The organism is Roseibium sp. JB4-4, assembly GCF_055693425.1.
Genome location: NZ_CM146333.1, coordinates 3,834,408 through 3,850,756, shown reverse-complemented (window position 1 = coordinate 3,850,756; position 16,349 = coordinate 3,834,408). Strand labels below are relative to the sequence as shown.

At 55.1% G+C, this 16,349-nt stretch carries 14 protein-coding genes and 1 pseudogene; 10 read left to right on the top strand and 5 right to left on the bottom strand.

Going from position 1 to position 16,349, the window contains the following annotated elements; all coding sequences use genetic code 11:
* Positions 1-35 precede the first annotated feature (35 nt).
* Positions 36-911 carry a DMT family transporter gene (locus ACZ1HV_RS18180; protein WP_298817126.1) on the top strand — a complete coding sequence of 292 codons (876 nt, stop codon included), beginning with the start codon at positions 36-38 and terminating at the stop codon, positions 909-911.
* A gap of 15 nt (positions 912-926) precedes the next feature.
* On the opposite strand, the gene ACZ1HV_RS18175 is transcribed toward ACZ1HV_RS18180, so the two are convergent.
* Complete coding sequence (locus ACZ1HV_RS18175) at positions 927-1,814, bottom strand: YihY/virulence factor BrkB family protein (protein WP_152499701.1); 888 nt, start codon at positions 1,812-1,814, stop codon at positions 927-929.
* 164 nt (positions 1,815-1,978) lie between these two features.
* On the opposite strand from ACZ1HV_RS18175, the gene ACZ1HV_RS18170 reads away from it, so the two are divergent.
* The 4 genes from ACZ1HV_RS18170 (at position 1,979) to ACZ1HV_RS18155 (ending at position 7,670) form a co-directional block, all read left to right on the top strand.
* Positions 1,979-3,667, top strand: a complete 1,689-nt coding sequence (locus tag ACZ1HV_RS18170; RefSeq protein WP_472715924.1) for an acyl-CoA dehydrogenase family protein — start codon at positions 1,979-1,981, stop codon at positions 3,665-3,667.
* 173 nt (positions 3,668-3,840) lie between these two features.
* Positions 3,841-5,712, top strand: a complete 1,872-nt coding sequence (locus tag ACZ1HV_RS18165; protein ID WP_472715923.1) for an SLC13 family permease — start codon at positions 3,841-3,843, stop codon at positions 5,710-5,712.
* Positions 5,713-5,868: 156 nt separating this feature from the next.
* Positions 5,869-7,029, top strand: a complete 1,161-nt coding sequence (locus tag ACZ1HV_RS18160; RefSeq protein ID WP_472715922.1) for a glycerate kinase family protein — start codon at positions 5,869-5,871, stop codon at positions 7,027-7,029.
* A 266-nt stretch (positions 7,030-7,295) separates the two neighbouring features.
* On the top strand, positions 7,296-7,670 hold the full coding sequence (locus ACZ1HV_RS18155) for a YkvA family protein (protein WP_298817147.1): 375 nt from the start codon (positions 7,296-7,298) through the stop codon (positions 7,668-7,670).
* 39 nt (positions 7,671-7,709) lie between these two features.
* Here the strand turns inward: ACZ1HV_RS18155 and ACZ1HV_RS18150 are convergent, their stop codons facing one another.
* On the bottom strand, positions 7,710-8,192 hold the full coding sequence (locus ACZ1HV_RS18150) for a translation initiation factor IF-3 (protein ID WP_298817150.1): 483 nt from the start codon (positions 8,190-8,192) through the stop codon (positions 7,710-7,712).
* Between the two features lie 326 nt (positions 8,193-8,518).
* Between ACZ1HV_RS18150 and infC the strand changes: the two genes are divergently transcribed.
* Together infC and ACZ1HV_RS18140 are read left to right on the top strand one after the other, a co-directional pair.
* Positions 8,519-9,058: a translation initiation factor IF-3 gene (gene infC, locus ACZ1HV_RS18145; RefSeq protein ID WP_298817623.1), complete on the top strand. Its 540-nt coding sequence runs from the start codon at positions 8,519-8,521 to the stop codon at positions 9,056-9,058.
* 128 nt (positions 9,059-9,186) lie between these two features.
* Entirely contained in the window at positions 9,187-9,924 is a 738-nt protein-coding gene (locus tag ACZ1HV_RS18140) for a class I SAM-dependent methyltransferase (RefSeq protein ID WP_472715921.1), read from the top strand.
* Positions 9,925-9,961: 37 nt separating this feature from the next.
* Here the strand turns inward: ACZ1HV_RS18140 and ACZ1HV_RS18135 are convergent, their stop codons facing one another.
* Positions 9,962-10,861 (bottom strand): GlxA family transcriptional regulator, encoded by a 900-nt coding sequence (locus tag ACZ1HV_RS18135; protein WP_298963706.1) that lies wholly within the window; start codon positions 10,859-10,861, stop codon positions 9,962-9,964.
* Between the two features lie 96 nt (positions 10,862-10,957).
* Here ACZ1HV_RS18135 and ACZ1HV_RS18130 point away from each other — a divergent pair, with 96 nt between their 5' ends.
* Positions 10,958-11,794, top strand: coding sequence for an MBL fold metallo-hydrolase (locus tag ACZ1HV_RS18130; RefSeq protein ID WP_472715920.1), 837 nt, complete (start codon positions 10,958-10,960; stop codon positions 11,792-11,794).
* A gap of 6 nt (positions 11,795-11,800) precedes the next feature.
* On the opposite strand, the gene ACZ1HV_RS18125 is transcribed toward ACZ1HV_RS18130, so the two are convergent.
* Together ACZ1HV_RS18125 and ppk2 are read right to left on the bottom strand one after the other, a co-directional pair.
* Entirely contained in the window at positions 11,801-12,808 is a 1,008-nt protein-coding gene (locus ACZ1HV_RS18125; protein WP_472715919.1) for a Gfo/Idh/MocA family protein, read from the bottom strand.
* Positions 12,809-13,006: 198 nt separating this feature from the next.
* A complete protein-coding gene (ppk2, locus tag ACZ1HV_RS18120) occupies positions 13,007-13,915 on the bottom strand; it encodes a polyphosphate kinase 2 (protein ID WP_298817160.1) in 909 nt (302 codons plus the stop codon).
* Between the two features lie 177 nt (positions 13,916-14,092).
* Here ppk2 and ACZ1HV_RS18115 point away from each other — a divergent pair, with 177 nt between their 5' ends.
* Both ACZ1HV_RS18115 and ACZ1HV_RS18110 read left to right on the top strand, forming a co-directional pair.
* Positions 14,093-14,734 carry a TetR/AcrR family transcriptional regulator gene (locus tag ACZ1HV_RS18115; RefSeq protein WP_298817162.1) on the top strand — a complete coding sequence of 214 codons (642 nt, stop codon included), beginning with the start codon at positions 14,093-14,095 and terminating at the stop codon, positions 14,732-14,734.
* Between the two features lies 1 nt (position 14,735).
* Positions 14,736-16,342, top strand: a pseudogene (locus ACZ1HV_RS18110) (carboxyl transferase domain-containing protein).
* The last annotated feature ends 7 nt before the right edge of the window (positions 16,343-16,349 follow it).

The window sequence follows — 16,349 nt, the reverse complement described above, 5'->3', positions numbered from 1 at the left end:
GATCAGCCGCGCAGGGCCTTCCCATTGAGGCCGAATTGAAGTTTCTCGCCAAAGCCGCGCCGGCTATTTTCGTTTTGTTGTGGTCCACGGGCTTTGTCGGCTCAAAACTTGGCGCGCCGTACATTGAACCCATGGCATTTTTGACGCTGCGTTTTCTGGCAGTTATACCGGTCCTGTTCGTACTCGCCTTGCCATTGGTAAAATCCTGGCCTTCGGCTCCAACGGTGATCGGCCATTGCATCATCACCGGTATGTTGGTGCATGGGATTTATCTTGGCGGCGTTTTTTGGGCCATCAAACAGGGCATGCCGGCCGGCCTCTCATCGATCATTGTTGGCCTGCAACCGGTCCTTACGGCTCTCATGGCCGTGGTTTTGCTGAACGAATCAATTTCAAGAAAACACTGGCTCTCCATGGCGATCGGAGCAGCGGGCCTCGCATTGGTCCTTGGGCCTAAGTTCGATCCTGGAGGGTCTGGCATAACGCCGGTGACGATTGCCGTGGTCTTTGCAGCTGTCGCCGGCATCAGTCTCGGCACGGTCTACCAGAAGCGATTTGTTCAGAAGACGGACCTGCTCGCAGCTACCATCTGGCAATATGTCGGAGCCTTGTTGATTACCGTCCCACTTTCCGCCTTTGAAAGTTGGCAGATAACCTGGTCCGGCGATCTCATCTTTGCGATGGTCTGGCTTGTGCTGGTTCTGTCTGTCGGCGCCATACTTCTTTTGATGCTTTTGATCCGGGAGGGTGCGGTCTCGCAGGTCGCGAGCCTTTTCTACCTGGTTCCCGTGGCAACTGCGGTCGAGAGTTACTTCCTCTTCAACGAGACGCTGTCCCTTGTCCAGATTGCCGGCATGGCACTGGTCATAGGCGCGGTTCTGACCATTCGGACCGTGCCACGTAAACCGTGACAAACGCCGGCAAACCTACTTCGCGGCAACAAGCATGTCCTGTTGCTGCTTTTTCCTCTGCCAAAACCGCCTTTGTCGGGAGATTGCGGCATTCAGTTCTCCTCCGAGAATGAAAACCAGGGCACAGATATAAAGGAAAATCAGGGCGGTCATGATCCCCGCAAGACCGCCATAGGTCGAAACGTAGTTGGCGAATTTTGCCAGATAGGCACCGAAAACACTGCCCGAAATGATCCAGAGCACCAATGTTGCCAGGATGCCGGGCCAAAGATCCATAAAACTGCGTTTGCCGCTCGGCAGCAGCCAATGGGTAATAAAAAGGCCGATGATCAGCAGCGAACCGGCAAGCGTGAAACGGGCTACATTGATGGACAGGAGAAAGCTCTCCACCTGCGGCACGTAGATCTTTAGAGTTTCAAGCGCCAGAGGCGCCAGTACCACGAGGAAAGTGTAGGCTATCAGAATGGCGGCCCCCAGCAGCACAAGGCCAAGGCTCTGCAGGCGTAACAGCACAAAATTTCGCTTTTCCTGCTGACGGTAGGCCCTGTTCAAGGCCGTCCGGAGCGCTTCCACGCCATTGGACGAAAACCATAGCGCTGCCACGGCGCCAAAAGTCAAAAGATCTCCGCGCGGAACTGTCAGCACATTGTGAATTTCACGCACAACAGGAGCTGCAACGCTCTCGGGCCAGGCGTCGAACACAAGATCAGAAGCGGTATCGGCCGCACCGGCAAATCCGAAGAAACCGGCCAGAGATGCAATGAAGATCAGCAGCGGAAACACTGCCAGCAAACCCGACAGAGCGACATGACTGGCCATTGCGAACCCGTCATCGCTGGTAAAGTGGCCGACCGCATCCTTCAGGACAGCATAGGTCACCAGAATCGTTTGCTGTGCTCTCATGCTTTCTGATGTGGCCTTTGACGCCGCATTTCGTCAAGTGGCCACCGCGAAAACCGCCCCCTCCAAAAGATGAAGAAATTCCAGCTCGACAAATGAGTGTGTGCAACGCAACATAGCTTCAACAAAATGCGCTGCTGCGCAACAAATGAAAACGGAGATCGCCAATGTCACCTGCCGCCATGACCGCGACAGAATTGCCGGAAAGCCAAAGCCAATTGACGGAAGCGGCTGTCGCGTCTTTGGACCGCCTGTTGGATCTGGCAGCACATCGTGTGCGGGATCTGGTGTTGGAAGACGGTCGGATTTCCTCGCGCCGTATGGAAGCAGAGCAACGGGCAACGCATGGACTGGCCTGGTTGGCAACATACGTGGAAGCCTTGCGCCAACTGGATGCCTATGCCCAGCGCCTTTCCGGAGAAGGCCGATACGGCCAACTTGAAGACAAGATCGTTCAACTTGGGTTCGCAGAATATCTCGCCCAGATCTTCGGCGGCATCGCCATGAACCAGGGCGAAATTGTCCGGTTGGCCGATCTCGGCATTTCAGCAAAGGAAACCGCGGAATTCCGAACTGCAGAAATTGAAACCTTGATCGAAAGCGGAAATTCGCCAGCAATCCGTGCCGAGATTACACAACTGATTCGGGACCAGGCAGGTCGCTCGACCTTTGGTGATTCCGGCCTTGACGAAACAATGGAGCAGATCCGCAACGAAATGCGGCGCTTCGCGGAAGGAACCGTTGTTCCGAATGCCCACGAATGGCACCTGAAGAATGATTACATTCCGTTGGGCGTCATCAATCAGATGTCTGAACTCGGTGTATTCGGACTGACCATCCCGGAGGAATTCGGTGGCCTTGGGCTGGGCAAGGAGGCGATGTGCGTTGTTTCAGAGGAACTTTCGCGCGCCTATATCGGCGTCGGTTCTCTGGGGACACGTTCTGAAATCGCGGCAGAGCTGATCCTGTGCGGGGGAACCGAGGAGCAGAAACAGCACTGGCTGCCCAAGATTGCATCCGGGGAAATCTTGCCGACGGCGGTCTTTACCGAGCCCAATACGGGCTCTGACCTCGCGTCCTTGAAAACTCGGGCTGTCCTGGACGGAGAGGTCTGGAAAGTATCAGGCAACAAGACCTGGATCACGCACCCTGTGCGCGCCGACATAATGACCCTGCTGGCGCGAACCAACCCGGATGAACCCGGCTACAAGGGTTTGTCCATGTTCATTGCGGAAAAACCCCGAGGAACAGACGAAGACCCCTTTCCAGCTGAAGGCATGAGCGGCGGCGAGATCGAAGTGCTCGGTTATCGCGGCATGAAAGAATACGAGATTGCCTTTGACGGGTTTGAAGTAAAGGCTGAGAACCTTCTGGGGCAGGTGGAAGGCGAAGGCTTCAAGCAGCTTATGCAAACCTTTGAGGGCGCGCGCATTCAGACCGCCGCGCGTGCGCTCGGAGTCGCACAGTCGGCCCTTGATCTCGGCTTGAAATATGCCGAGGAGCGCATTCAGTTCGGCAAGGCGCTAGTCAACTTTCCTCGGGTTTCCGACAAGTTGGCCCTGATGACCGTCGAACTGATGATCGCACGGCAGCTGACCTATTTTTCATCCTGGCAGAAGGACTCCGGTAAACGCTGCGACCTGGAAGCTGGAATGGCCAAATTGTTGGGAGCCCATGTTGCCTGGGCGGCAGCAGACAATGCATTGCAAATCCATGGCGGCAATGGCTTTGCGCTCGAATATGCGATTTCTCGTGTTTTGTGCGATGCCCGTATCCTGAACATTTTTGAAGGTGCTGCGGAAATCCAGGCTCAAGTGATCGCGAGAAGACTATTGGAAACGCGCGGGAATGCTTAGGCGCGGCAATGGAGCGCCCTTGGCAACGCTCCACTTGCAATTTCAGGTCACCAGTCTGAACGGGCGGTGCTGAGCACCGCTCCGAGCGGCCCCTTGAAATCCGTCGCGCCGGCAGGGAATAATTCCTGAGCCAGCTTCGTAATCTTCCAAACGCACGACACTGGAAGATGAAGATGGAACGCCTTGCCGCGACACCCGCCACAATACCGCAACTCGCCAAGCCTGAACGCTCTCACGCAAAGGCTTCGCTACCTGGTCTCGACGTTGTAGCGGCGACGCTGATCACGATCGGACTTTCCGCATTCGTCTTTTTGGCCCCGCACGAGCTGTCCCGCGCAGCCGCGATCACCTTTCTTCTGACCGGTCTTGCAATTGTCGGCTGGACACTGACGCCCATACCCGACTCAGTGGTGGCGATCACGGCGGCTCTTGGCCTGGTTCTGACGGGCGCTTTACCCGAAGAGCGTTTTTATGCCGCTCTTGGAACCGAACTTGTCTGGCTGCTCATCTCGGCATTTGTCATTGCAGCGGCGATCAAATCCTCCGGCTTGACCGAACGTTTCGCCCAGAGCGTGGTCAAGCCATTTTCGACGGTCAACGGCTTCTTCCACGCACTGACACTCGTCGTATCCGCCACGGTCTTTTTGATCCCTTCAACATCTGGACGCGCGGCCTTGCTTCTGCCGGTCTTTGTTAGTCTTGCGCCTGTAATGCCCACACCCAGCTTGCGCCGCGCGCTTGCACTCTTATTCCCGAGTGCAGTTCTTTTATCAGCGGGAGGATCGCTCATTGGTGCCGGGGCCCATTTCATCGCGGTTGAAACCATCCAAACCTCGACAGGGCATACAGTCTCCTTTGTCGATTGGATTCTGCTTGCCCTTCCGGTAGCTCTTCTGGCGGCACACGGCGCGACGGTTCTGATTTTGCTGTTATTCGTGCCTGCCAAGGACCGCCGCAGGCCTCTTAACACCAAAGGACACGTGCCTGAGGCGAACTACACCGCCAAACACAAGAGACTGATGTGTCTATTGGGCTTGCTGATCGCAGCGTGGGTAACATCCGGCATGCACGGCATCGGGATTGCGATCATCGGCTGTGTGGGAGCCGCGGTTGTGGTCACACCTCTTTTCACCGACGAAAAACCGAAGGCACTGTTCAAAAACGTAGAGACCGAGTTACTGGTTTTCCTGGCATCGACCTGGGTGATCGCACAGGCTGTGGTCTCAAGCGGCAAAGCCAAGTGGCTTGCAGACAAGCTCCTGTTTGTCTTGCCTCTGGATTTGTTGCAGCACCGTGAATTTGTGATCCTGGTGACGATCATCATCGCGACTGCAGCACATCTGGTCATTAATTCCAGAAGCGCTCGTGCGGCCGTACTCATCCCCTCTCTCGCCCTGCCGCTCGCTGAATTCGGTCATGACACGATGACCCTTGTTATGGCCACTGTCCTGGGAACCGGCTTCTGCCAGACCATGGTTGCGAGCGCGAAACCCATAGCAATTTTCAAGTCCGCGGGCGATGATCTGTTTGGCCAGAAGGACCTGTTCAGGCTTGCAATGCCCTTGCTGCCTCTGAAAGTTGGTCTGATAGCAGCCTTTGCCATCTTCATCTGGCCGCTTCAGGTGCCCCCTCAACCCGCGAACAGTGCTGACGTCGGCCCAACAGCAAGCGCTCTCAGACTGTCCAATCCGGATCCAAATCGCCTGACCTCGCATCAAACAGAACATCAAGAACCGATGAAGGGCGCACTTTGCACCAGAACCGAACTGGAAACGTTGATGCTGGCAACCATTTACGAACACCGCATGTGGGCTGCAGGTTGGTGGCACGTCTGGGACAGGCTGCGCAAGGACGGTGTGCCGATTGAGAAATCGGCTGTCAGGGACATCTACAAGTCGCAGGACATGGTCAGGCTTCGCTCCCACTCCCTCAAATTTGCGGAGGTCAATCTAGAGGCGGCGTCTGTCACGCGCGCCAGGATGTCCTGCAGCGGAAAACCAACTTCAAATAGTGAATTAGTGCCAACACCGCGCAAGAAACCATGACTTAACAAGTGACAGCAATTGAACATGAATTCATCTGACATCAAATAAGACGTCAGATGAATTTATCGTATTTGAGAAAATTTAATTGAAAATTTTGGGAATAATTACTGACATGAATCGTCTTACTCCTATCACCCCCAAGCATAGGAGAACAAAATGACTCTCAATATTCTTGTCGCACCGTCGGGTTTTAAGGAGTCTCTGGACGTGGACGACGTTGTCGCTGCCATTTCGGAAGGTTGCAGACGCGCACTACCTGATTGCACCATCTTGAAAGCTCCAATGGTTGACGGGGGCGAGGGCTTTACAAAAGCCCTTGTCAACGCTACCGGCGGCGCACTTCATGAAATCATGGTCACGGGACCGGTAGGACAAACCGTTTCGAGCTTCTTCGGCATGCTTGGGGGCAAGGATGGTCGAACGGCAGTTATCGAAATGGCTGCCGCTGCGGGGTTGAGTCTGGTTCCCCGTGATCAGCGGGATCCAACCCAAACAACAAGTTATGGTGTGGGCGAATTAATCCTGGCTGCCCTTGATGCGGGCGCGGAGCGTATTCTGATCGGTTGCGGCGACAGCGGCATCAACGATGGTGGCGCTGGCATGGCTCAAGCTTTAGGTGCCCGCCTGCTTGACGCAAACAACAACTGCATAGGACAAGGAGGATCCGAGCTCGCAAAATTGTCGAGAATCGATATCTCCGGACTTGATCCGCGCCTGCGCGAAACACAGATCGATGCTGCAGTGAACTGGCACAATGTCTTACTGGGTGAACGCGGCGTCGCGCGCATTTTCGGACCGCAAAAGGGTGCAACACCTCGCCAGGTCCAATCGCTGGAAGAAGCCCTTGAAATCTACGCCCTGCTCCTCAATCGTGACCTCGATCTCGATATTGGACACATAAACGGTTCGGGCGCGTCCGGCGGACTGGGAGCAGGACTGATCGCATTTGCTGGCGCGAAGCTGCACCCACGTTTCAACATCGTTATGCAGTACCTGGAATTCGACAGATTGTTGGAATCCGCCGATCTTGTCATCACTGCGGAGGGCGCACTGGACGGCCAAAGCCCGTTTGGCAAGGTGCCTTGCGAGGTCGCTCAGCGGGCGCGCAGACGGAACATTCCAACGATCGCTTTGGCCGGCACAATAGGCAGCGGGGTTTGCGAAACCTTTGAAACCGGCATCGATGCATTTGCCTCGATACTGAAACGTCCGTGTACGCTGGAAGATGCAATCTCCGATGCCGGAAAGCTGCTCCGGAATGCCAGTGAGGACGCACTTCGCATGGTCTTGGTCGGAGCAAGGTTGAAAGCCGCCTGACGGGTCAAATAGCTCCAAGGGAACGAAAGTTAGGTTGCAAGGAGTTCTGTTGCCGTTTGCTTCACCTGCGAAAACCAGGACCAGTTGAGCATCAAATGGCAACAGGCAAACCCCGCTGACGCAGTCTCATTCAGCGCATTAAACTATTGGAATTAAAATATTATTTGAGGAACCGCACTCACCGCGGCGCTATTCCTCTAAGCAAACAAAGTTGAAGATCTGCTCGTCTGCCCTTATGTTTTTAAATGAAGCAGACGGGACAATCTATGAACACGACCTTCGAAGATCTCGGGTTTGACCCGGAAATTCTCGGGCCGGAAGATGAGCAGAAGCGAACCATCCGGCAGAAATTGATGTCGACCGCCCGCAAGGCGGCGCGGCAAGTTCCGTTTATGGAAGATGTGATAGCGGGATATTTCTGCGCATTGGACCCGAGCACACCAACCAAGGTCCGGGCGACGGTGTTTGCCGCACTTGCTTACTTCGTACTTCCGATCGACACCATTCCAGACTTCCTGATTGGCGTCGGATTTGGCGACGACGCAACAGTGCTGATGGCGGCCATCGCAATGATCCGCAGCCATATGCGGGAAGATCACTATCAGGCCGCTCGCGAGGCCCTGAAGGACGGCGAACTTTAACGCTACGTTGTCTCACGCGTTTAGAAAACCGATGAAACCTCAAGCGGAGCCGTCCTGGGAACCGCTCGACTGGTCTTTGTTCTTCACGGGTGATGGCCTTGAATTGGAGTGCCAGGCGCCGGAAGAGCGGCCGGCGATCAACCAATAGATGGCTCCAGCTAAAAACCCGGCGGCAAGAGCAACAGTGCTGCCGGGTCGAAATCCGTCCGCCGTTGCCGGATCACTGAGTGTCCAGACACCAAAGGCGATCGCACCTGCAGCCCCAACATGAAAGACAAGGCTGCGCAGGCGTGCCGCCTCGGCAATCGCAATGAGTACCGAAGCAGGCAGAATTGCCGTTGCTCCAACAACGCTGCCGCCGACCAGACCGGTCCCGATCATGGCCGCAAACGCGACAGGATCTTCGTTGGGATGAGATGCGCGGAAGAACCCCCAGGCAAGAAACAAACCGCATGCAATGACAGCTAGAACAAAGCCAAGTATGACCTTAAGCAGCTGGTATAAGAATTTTCCGCCGTCCAATTCCGGTTCTTCCTTGTGTCAAAGCGCCACGGTACTTACTTGCCCATCAGGCAGCTGGAATGCAACAGCCCTTACCCGTCGCTTTCGGTTCCAACACGCCAATTGCATGCATTTGCCCGCGAAACAACGACATGCGGATCTGAAAACACCTTCTGAATTACTGAAAACCGCTGTTTTCGGTTGACTTTTCACTGGTTTCGCAGGAGCTTTAGGTCGGCGTCAGGAGACACGCGACAGTGGCCTTGGTACTTGTGTTCCAGGGTTTTTCGTGTAGGAACCGAGCCAGTTCCTGACGCTCAAGTGAAACGATAGAGGAGATTGCGACCATTCGCCGTCCGTTCCGCGCCCCGCCTCCTACGAAGGAAGGCCCGCGCACTAACAATGAAATTCGCGTTCGCGAAGTCCAGTTGATTGATCATGAAGGCGCCAACCGCGGCGTCGTGCCGACCGAAGAAGCGATGGATATCGCGATGGATGCCGGCCTGGATCTGGTAGAAATCCAGCCAAACGCCAACCCGCCTGTCTGCAAGATCCTGGACTACGGCCGTTACAAGTATCAGGCCCAGAAGAAAGCTGCAGAAGCTCGCAAGAAGCAAAAGACCGTCGAGATCAAAGAGATCAAGATGCGTCCGAACATCGACACTCACGATTATGAAGTGAAGATGAAAAACATGCTGCGTTTCTTCAATGACGGTGACAAGGTGAAAGTTACGCTTCGATTCCGCGGCCGGGAAATGGCTCACCAGGATCTTGGCATGAAACTTTTGCACAAAGTCCGCGAGGAAACGTCTGAAATCGCCAAGGTTGAATCGTCGCCGAAGCTTGAAGGCCGGCAGATGGTCATGGTTCTTGCCCCGATCAAATAGGACGGCAGGCCAATCTGAATTTATGAAACCCCGCTTCGGCGGGGTTTTTTATTCGGTCGAAACCTCGAAAAAATCCTGCCCCGCCGCATGTCGAGATCTGGGTTCAACCGCTGACTTTGGAGCTGAATATGATGGATGGCAAAGGCAAGGACAGAGCCCATTGGACCAGGATCGCCGGTGACTGGATCAAATGGGCCCGCACTCCTGGTCACGATGCATTCTGGGCTTATCGCGATCAGCTTGCCGGGTTCATCGGCAATGGCCCCGGTGAAGCGCTCGAAGTCGGTTGCGGCGAAGGCCGGGTGTCGCGGCTATTGACGGAATGTGGTTTTCGCGTAACGGCAACCGACCCTGTAGAGGCTTTCATAAAAGCGGCTAAAGATGCAACGTCTGCAAACGGCTATGCAGTCTGTGGCGCTGATACCCTCCCGTTCCCCGATGACAGCTTTGATCAGGTGACCGCCTACAACGTCCTGATGGATGTCGAGGATGTACCGGCTACACTTTCTGAAGTCGGCCGTGTACTGAAATCTGATGGGGCTCTGACGATTTCGATCGTGCACCCATTTGCCGATATTGGCAGCTTTCGGGGTGCAGGTCCCAATGCGCCGTTCGTCATAACCGAACCCTATTTGGAGCGAACGCATTTCGAAGAGACGATGGTGCAGGACGGATTGGAAATGTCCTTTTTCGGCTGGTCGCAGCCGCTGCAGAACTATGCGGCGGCACTGGAACAGGCCGGTTTCGCCATCACGTCAATCAAGGAACCGGTACCGGATCCGAAGTCCACGCCCGAGCGCTTGAAGAATTGGCAAAGGCTTCCGCTGTTTCTTTGGCTGAAGGCAAGGCCATTTCCGAGGAAGTAACGACAGATCCGGTCCCGCGCGTTCGGGTTGGGAGCGTCTATTTGAAGTGCTCGCGAAAACCACCCGGCGGAAGGCCGCAAAGACGGGCAAACAAACGTACGAAAGAGGGGGGATCGTTGTAACCGACTGCATAGCAGATTTCCGCAATGCTTTTGTCGGTCTCGATCAGCAGATCCCGCGCTCGCTCGATACGCAGTTCCTGCAGATAAGCCTTTGGTGAATACCCGGTGGCCGATTTGAAGCGCCGCAAGAAAGTTCTATCTGACAATCCCGAAGACCTTGCTGCAATTGCGACTGTAACGTCTTCACATGCAAGGCGGTCCAGAAGGTGCTGCGCTTTCAGAATGGCGCCATCACCATGGCGCAGTTCAGGAACAAAGCGGCGGAAACGGCGCTGATCACGCCGACGAAACTCGACAATGAAATGCCGTGCAGTCTGGGCTGCAACTGAATAGCCGAGAAAACGTTCGATCAAGGCAAGCGCGAGATCAATCCAGGCCATCAATCCACCGGCGGTAATCAAATCGGTGTATTCAACAAGAATGGCTCCTGTATCCAGGCGGAGCTCCGGGTGGCTTGATTTGAGCCTTTGTTCCAGCCCCCAATGCGTTGTGACGGTCCTTCCACCGTCCAGGTCGGCAGCCAGAACGAAACTGAGGCCGGTACAGGCGGAACACACAACAGCCCCTTTTTCATGCATCCGCTTCAAAAATGGTGGCAGTTGCGGAACTTGTTCAACCTTCACTTCGTCAATCGACGGGGGAAGGATCACCGCATCATACCCACCGGACAGGATCTCAAAGTCCGTCAAGACGCTGATTTGGAGCTTCTCCGTACTGGTCTCAGATGCGAATGCCAGAATGTCCTGCAGTCCGAGCACAGCCGATTGCATTGCTCCAGGGTAAGCCAGGATGGCAAAACGAAAGCCCTTGGTCATATGACCGATTTAGCACATGAATTGACTATTACGCCAATCGTCGCGACCAAATCCTGAATCTAATCTCGCCCCAGTTGAAGATTTTGGGAGCAAAACATGCGAGATTTTAACGAGACTTCCTCGACCCTTACCCTTGGCGACCTGACGATCACCAGTCTTTCTGATGGTGAACTTCTCATCCCGGCAGACTATTTTTCAAACACACAGCCACATGAGAGCGAAAAGGTAAAGCCGTCCACGCGCTTCGGCGCAAACTCCTGGCTGATCGAAACGAAAAACAGGAAAATTCTGGTAGATGCAGGATCCGGAAACTGTCTCAAGGAGCGCTTTCCGGATACCGGGCGGTTAAACTGGCAAGAACCGGGCCTGGAGCTCAAAAGGTCATCCATTACCGATGTCGTGATCACGCATATGCATGCAGATCACATTGGAGGATTGAGCGCCAACGGCACGAGCCTCTTTGCGAATGCTGAAATTCACATTCAGGCTCAGGAATGGGCGTTCTGGACAGATCCGAAATTGCTGGCTTCCGCCGATAATGGGCAAAAGCCGATGATTGGCCTGATACAGGCACTTGCTGAACCCTTGAAGAAACAACTCACTCAGCACCCTGGCGACGTGGATCTCGGCAGCGGGATCGGATTGTTGCTAGCCCAGGGTCACACGCCCGGCCACCAGGTTGTACACCTGACGTCCGGCCATGAGGAATGCTTCCTCCTGGCCGACGCCATGGTTTCGGACAAGCTTCAGTTCTCAAATCCGGACATCACCTATGCCCTCGACAGCGATCCTGCTGACGCAGTTCGAACACGCCGAGCATTGTTTGACAGGATCGCATCGGAACGCATTGCCTTTAGCGCAACCCACATGAACACGACTGCGTTTGGCATGTTGACGCGCCACGAAAATGGCTATGCGTTCGAACCTTGTTGAGGGAACTTACCTTTCAAGGTCTACCCAGCTTCCACGATCTGCCGACGCGAAAAGAGCATCCAGGATCTTCATGTTCTGAATCGCGTCGTCAATTCCAAACGTCAAAGGTGTTTCGCCCGTTATGGCACGGTCAAACACATCGACAAGCTCAGCATACTGGTCACTGGCCGCGATGGTCTCTGATACACTCGATCGATCCCCCGATGCAGACCCGTCATCGAGACGTAACTCAACCGGTTCGCCTTGAGGCGCATTTACCGGGATCACGATCTCAAGACGCTTCTTTGTGCCAACCAGCTGAAAACGCTGATAAGGCGTCAGCTGGGTCGATACGACAAAATTGAGATGCCTGTTCTGTCCAAAGTCCAACAGGGCACTGGTCATTCGATCCGTGCCGAATTCAGGGTCGCGGTCGATCAATGAGACAACTCGGGTTGGTTCCGCATCAAAGAAATAGCGGCCTGCCAGCATTGTATAACAGCCGATATCGAGGAGCGCACCGCCGCCGATTTCGGCGTTGTTTCGGATATTGCCCGGGTCGGCATTGAAATAGCTGAAAAAGGCCTGGATGGCCTTGAGTTCACCCAAAGCGCCGGACCGCACAATCTCCCGTGCTCTGATCCATTGAGGGTGAGCACGCACCATGAAGCCTTCGGCGACCAGTTTGTCTTTTGGAAGTTCAAGCAACTGCTGCGCTTCGTCGGCATTCAGCGCGATCGGCTTTTCGCACAGAACATGTTTGCCGGCATTCACCGCCTGGATCGTGACGGGCACGTGCATATGGTTGGGTAGCGGATTATAGATCGCATCAATGTCAGGATCGGCCAGAAGATCCTGATAGCTACCGTAAGCTTTTTCAATTCCAAGCGCCTTGGCCGTTTCCTGTGCCTTGTCCAGCGTCCTCGAAGCGATCGCGGCGGCAATTCCGGTTTGAGACCGTTGGATACCCGGAATGACCTTCTCGACGCCGATTTTAGCCGTCGAAACAATTCCCCATCTGATCTTGTCTGCCAAATTCAATTCTCCTGTCACGGCATCGGTCGTTGGGCGAAAATCCGGTTGGCCCGCTCTTTTCGCTTATCGACTCCTGTATGCCGTCTGCCGGCCTTGCTGACAATGCGCGGTTGCGTGAAGAGGTCCCCGCAGGAATGCCAACCGCACCATCGGCACACTTGCATGTTGGAGCGCTTCACTGAAAGGAGGCAGGCCTGATCAGAATTTCTCCGGGACATAGAGATGTTCAGGCAAAACCTTGCGCTCATAGTCCTGATTGTAACGCCGCTCTGGCAGCACAACCGGATCATGCGGCACCTCTTCATAAGGCAGCATCGACAAAAGGTGGTTGATGCAGTTCAGGCGCGCTTGCTTCTTGTCGTTGCCTTCGACGATAAACCAGGGGGCTTCTGGAATGTTGGTGCGTTCAAACGTGTCTTCCTTGGCCTTGGTGTAGTCTTCCCAGCGCACACGCGATTCCAGATCCATCGGTGACAGCTTCCACTGTTTCAGTGGATCATGGACACGCATCAAAAAGCGCAGCTGCTGTTCTTCATCCGTGATGGAGAACCAGTATTTGATCAGCGTTATTCCGGACCGCACGAGCATGCGTTCGAATTCAGGCACATCATTGAAAAATTCTTCGACCTGGTTTTCGTCGGCAAATCCCATGACACGCTCCACACCTGACCGGTTGTACCACGAGCGATCGAAGAGCACGATTTCACCCGCGGCCGGAAGATGCGGGACATACCGCTGGAAGTACCACTGGCTCTTTTCGCGCTCCGTCGGCGCCGGCAAGGCAACGACACGGCAAACCCGCGGATTGAGGCGCTGTGTAATCCTTTTGATCACGCCGCCCTTGCCGGCGGCATCCCGCCCTTCAAACACAATGACGATCTTCTTGCCGGTATGCTGGACCCAGTCTTGAAGCTTGACCAGCTCGGCTTGCATTCGAAGCAATTCGTGAAAATAGGTATTCCGGCTAATCGACGACTTGTGCTTCTTGTCGGAGATGAACGCGAGATCTTTTGCGATCAGGTTATCGTCAATCTCCATTTCGATTTCTTCATCGAGGCTGTCGGCCCATTCGGCCTCAACCCAGGTTTTTGCGTCGGTATCGGTCATCAATCGGTCCCTTTGGCAATCACGGCAAAACGCTCAGTGTCTGTGAACAGTTTATCCATGTAAGTTTTTTGACAGACCCCCGGCTTCGCAATGATTTATCTCAGCCGGCGGCGACTTCTCGTCAGAATTCTCTTGTAAATGAATGATCGTTCATTTATTTACAGTGTTGGAGGACAAATGGCACACACTGCTGCAGAGACGACTGTCCGGCCTCAATCAAGGGCCAAAGGCCAGGAAACCGCCGCGCGTGTGCGCAATGCCGCGCTTCGAAGGTTTGCCGCGTCAGGCTATGCAGCTGTCTCCATGCGTGAAATCGCTTCCGATGTCGGCGTCAGGCCAGGCGCGCTCTACAATCACTTTCCGACCAAGCAGGACATTCTCAAAGACCTGATGCTGACCCACATGGCCGAACTGCTGGCTGCCTGGGACAACGCATCCGTTGAGGAGAAGATGGACCCGCTGGAAAGGTTTGTCCGCTTCCATATCCGCTACCACCTGGAACGCGCGGACGAAGTGTTCATCTCCTATATGGAGCTGCGCAATCTCGAACCTCAGAATTTCAAACTCGTTGAAGTCGAGCGCCGCCGCTATGAAGCAATCCTGACGCAGATCCTGGAGCGTGGCGGCGAACTGGGACGCTATGCGGTGGACGATGCGAAGGTTGCGACGAGAGCGATCATCGCGATGCTGACCGGCATTCCAGCCTGGTACCGCGAAGGCGGCCATTTGTCCGAAAAGGACATTGAAGATCTCTATCTCAAACTGGTGCGCAAGGCAGTCGCGCCAGATCAGGACACATCCCAAAGGGAGACCGGGTGACATGAGCATCCTCAAATCGAGCCTCTCGCCAAAGAGTGCACAGTTTGCGCAGAACCGTGAAGCCCATGAAAAAGCCATGGACTCGGTCAAGCTCGCTGCGCAGACCGCACTCGACGGCGGCGGTGAGAATGCACGGCAACGTCATCTTTCAAGAGGCAAGATCTTGCCGCGTGAACGTGTCTCGCGTTTGCTCGATCCGGGGTCTCCCTTCCTGGAAGTGGGCATGCTTGCCGCTCACGAAATGTATGGCAGCGCAGCACCAGCTGCAGGGATGATCGCCGGGATCGGTCGCGTCGAAGGTCAGGAAGTGATGATCCTTGCCAATGACGCGACGGTCAAAGGCGGCACCTATTATCCGATGTCCGTGAAAAAGCACCTGCGCGCTCAGGAAATTGCCGCTGAGAACAATTTGCCGTGCATCTATCTGGTGGACAGCGGCGGTGCCAACCTGCCCAATCAGGATGAGGTCTTTCCCGACCGGGACCATTTCGGCAGAATTTTCTACAATCAGGCCCAGATGTCATCGAAAGGCATTGCCCAGATAGCAGTCGTGATGGGCTCGTGCACCGCAGGTGGTGCTTATGTACCGGCCATGTCCGACGAGACCATCATCGTTAAAAACCAGGGCACAATCTTTCTGGCCGGCCCTCCTCTGGTCAAAGCCGCGACGGGCGAAGAAGTCACGGCAGAAGACCTTGGCGGTGGAGACGTGCACACCCGTCTGTCCGGTGTGGCGGATCATCTGGCGCGCGACGATGCCCATGCCCTCGCTCTTGCCCGTCGGTCTATTGCCAGCCTGAACCGGACGAAGTCCTCCACCGTTGCCATGCAAACGCCGGAAGATCCGCTCTACGACCCCGACGAAATCCTTGGTGTTGTCCCGGCCGATCTGAAAACGCCCTACGACATCCGTGAAGTCATTGCGCGCGTCGTCGACGGCTCGCGCTTTGACGAGTTCAAGGCCCGTTATGGCACCACGCTGGTCTGCGGTTTTGCCCACATTCACGGAATGCCGGTTGGCATCATCGCCAACAACGGCGTGTTGTTTTCAGAAAGTGCCGTTAAGGGTGCGCATTTCGTTGAACTCTGCTCTCAGCGCAAGGTTCCACTTGTGTTTTTGCAGAACATTACTGGCTTCATGGTCGGTCAGAAATATGAGAGCGGCGGGATTGCGAAAGATGGCGCGAAGCTTGTCACTGCCGTCGCAACGACTTCGGTTCCAAAAATCACGATGCTGGTCGGTGGTTCCTTCGGCGCAGGCAACTACGGCATGTGCGGCAGGGCTTATTCGCCCCGCTTCTTGTGGACCTGGCCCAATTCACGCATTTCGGTTATGGGGGAGAACAGGCCGCAGGCGTGTTGGCCACCGTTCGCCGCGACGGCATCGAGCGCAAAGGTGGCAGCTGGACCCAGGAAGAAGAGCGGGCGTTCAAACAACCCATCGTCGACCAGTTCGAAGAACAGGGACACCCCCTTTATGCGACGGCACGCCTTTGGGATGACGGCATCGTTGACCCTCGAAAAACCCGCGACATTCTCGGCTTGTCACTGTCTGCGGCGCTGAACGCCCCTATTGAAGACACCCGGTTCGGCCTGTTCAGAATGTGAGGATGGA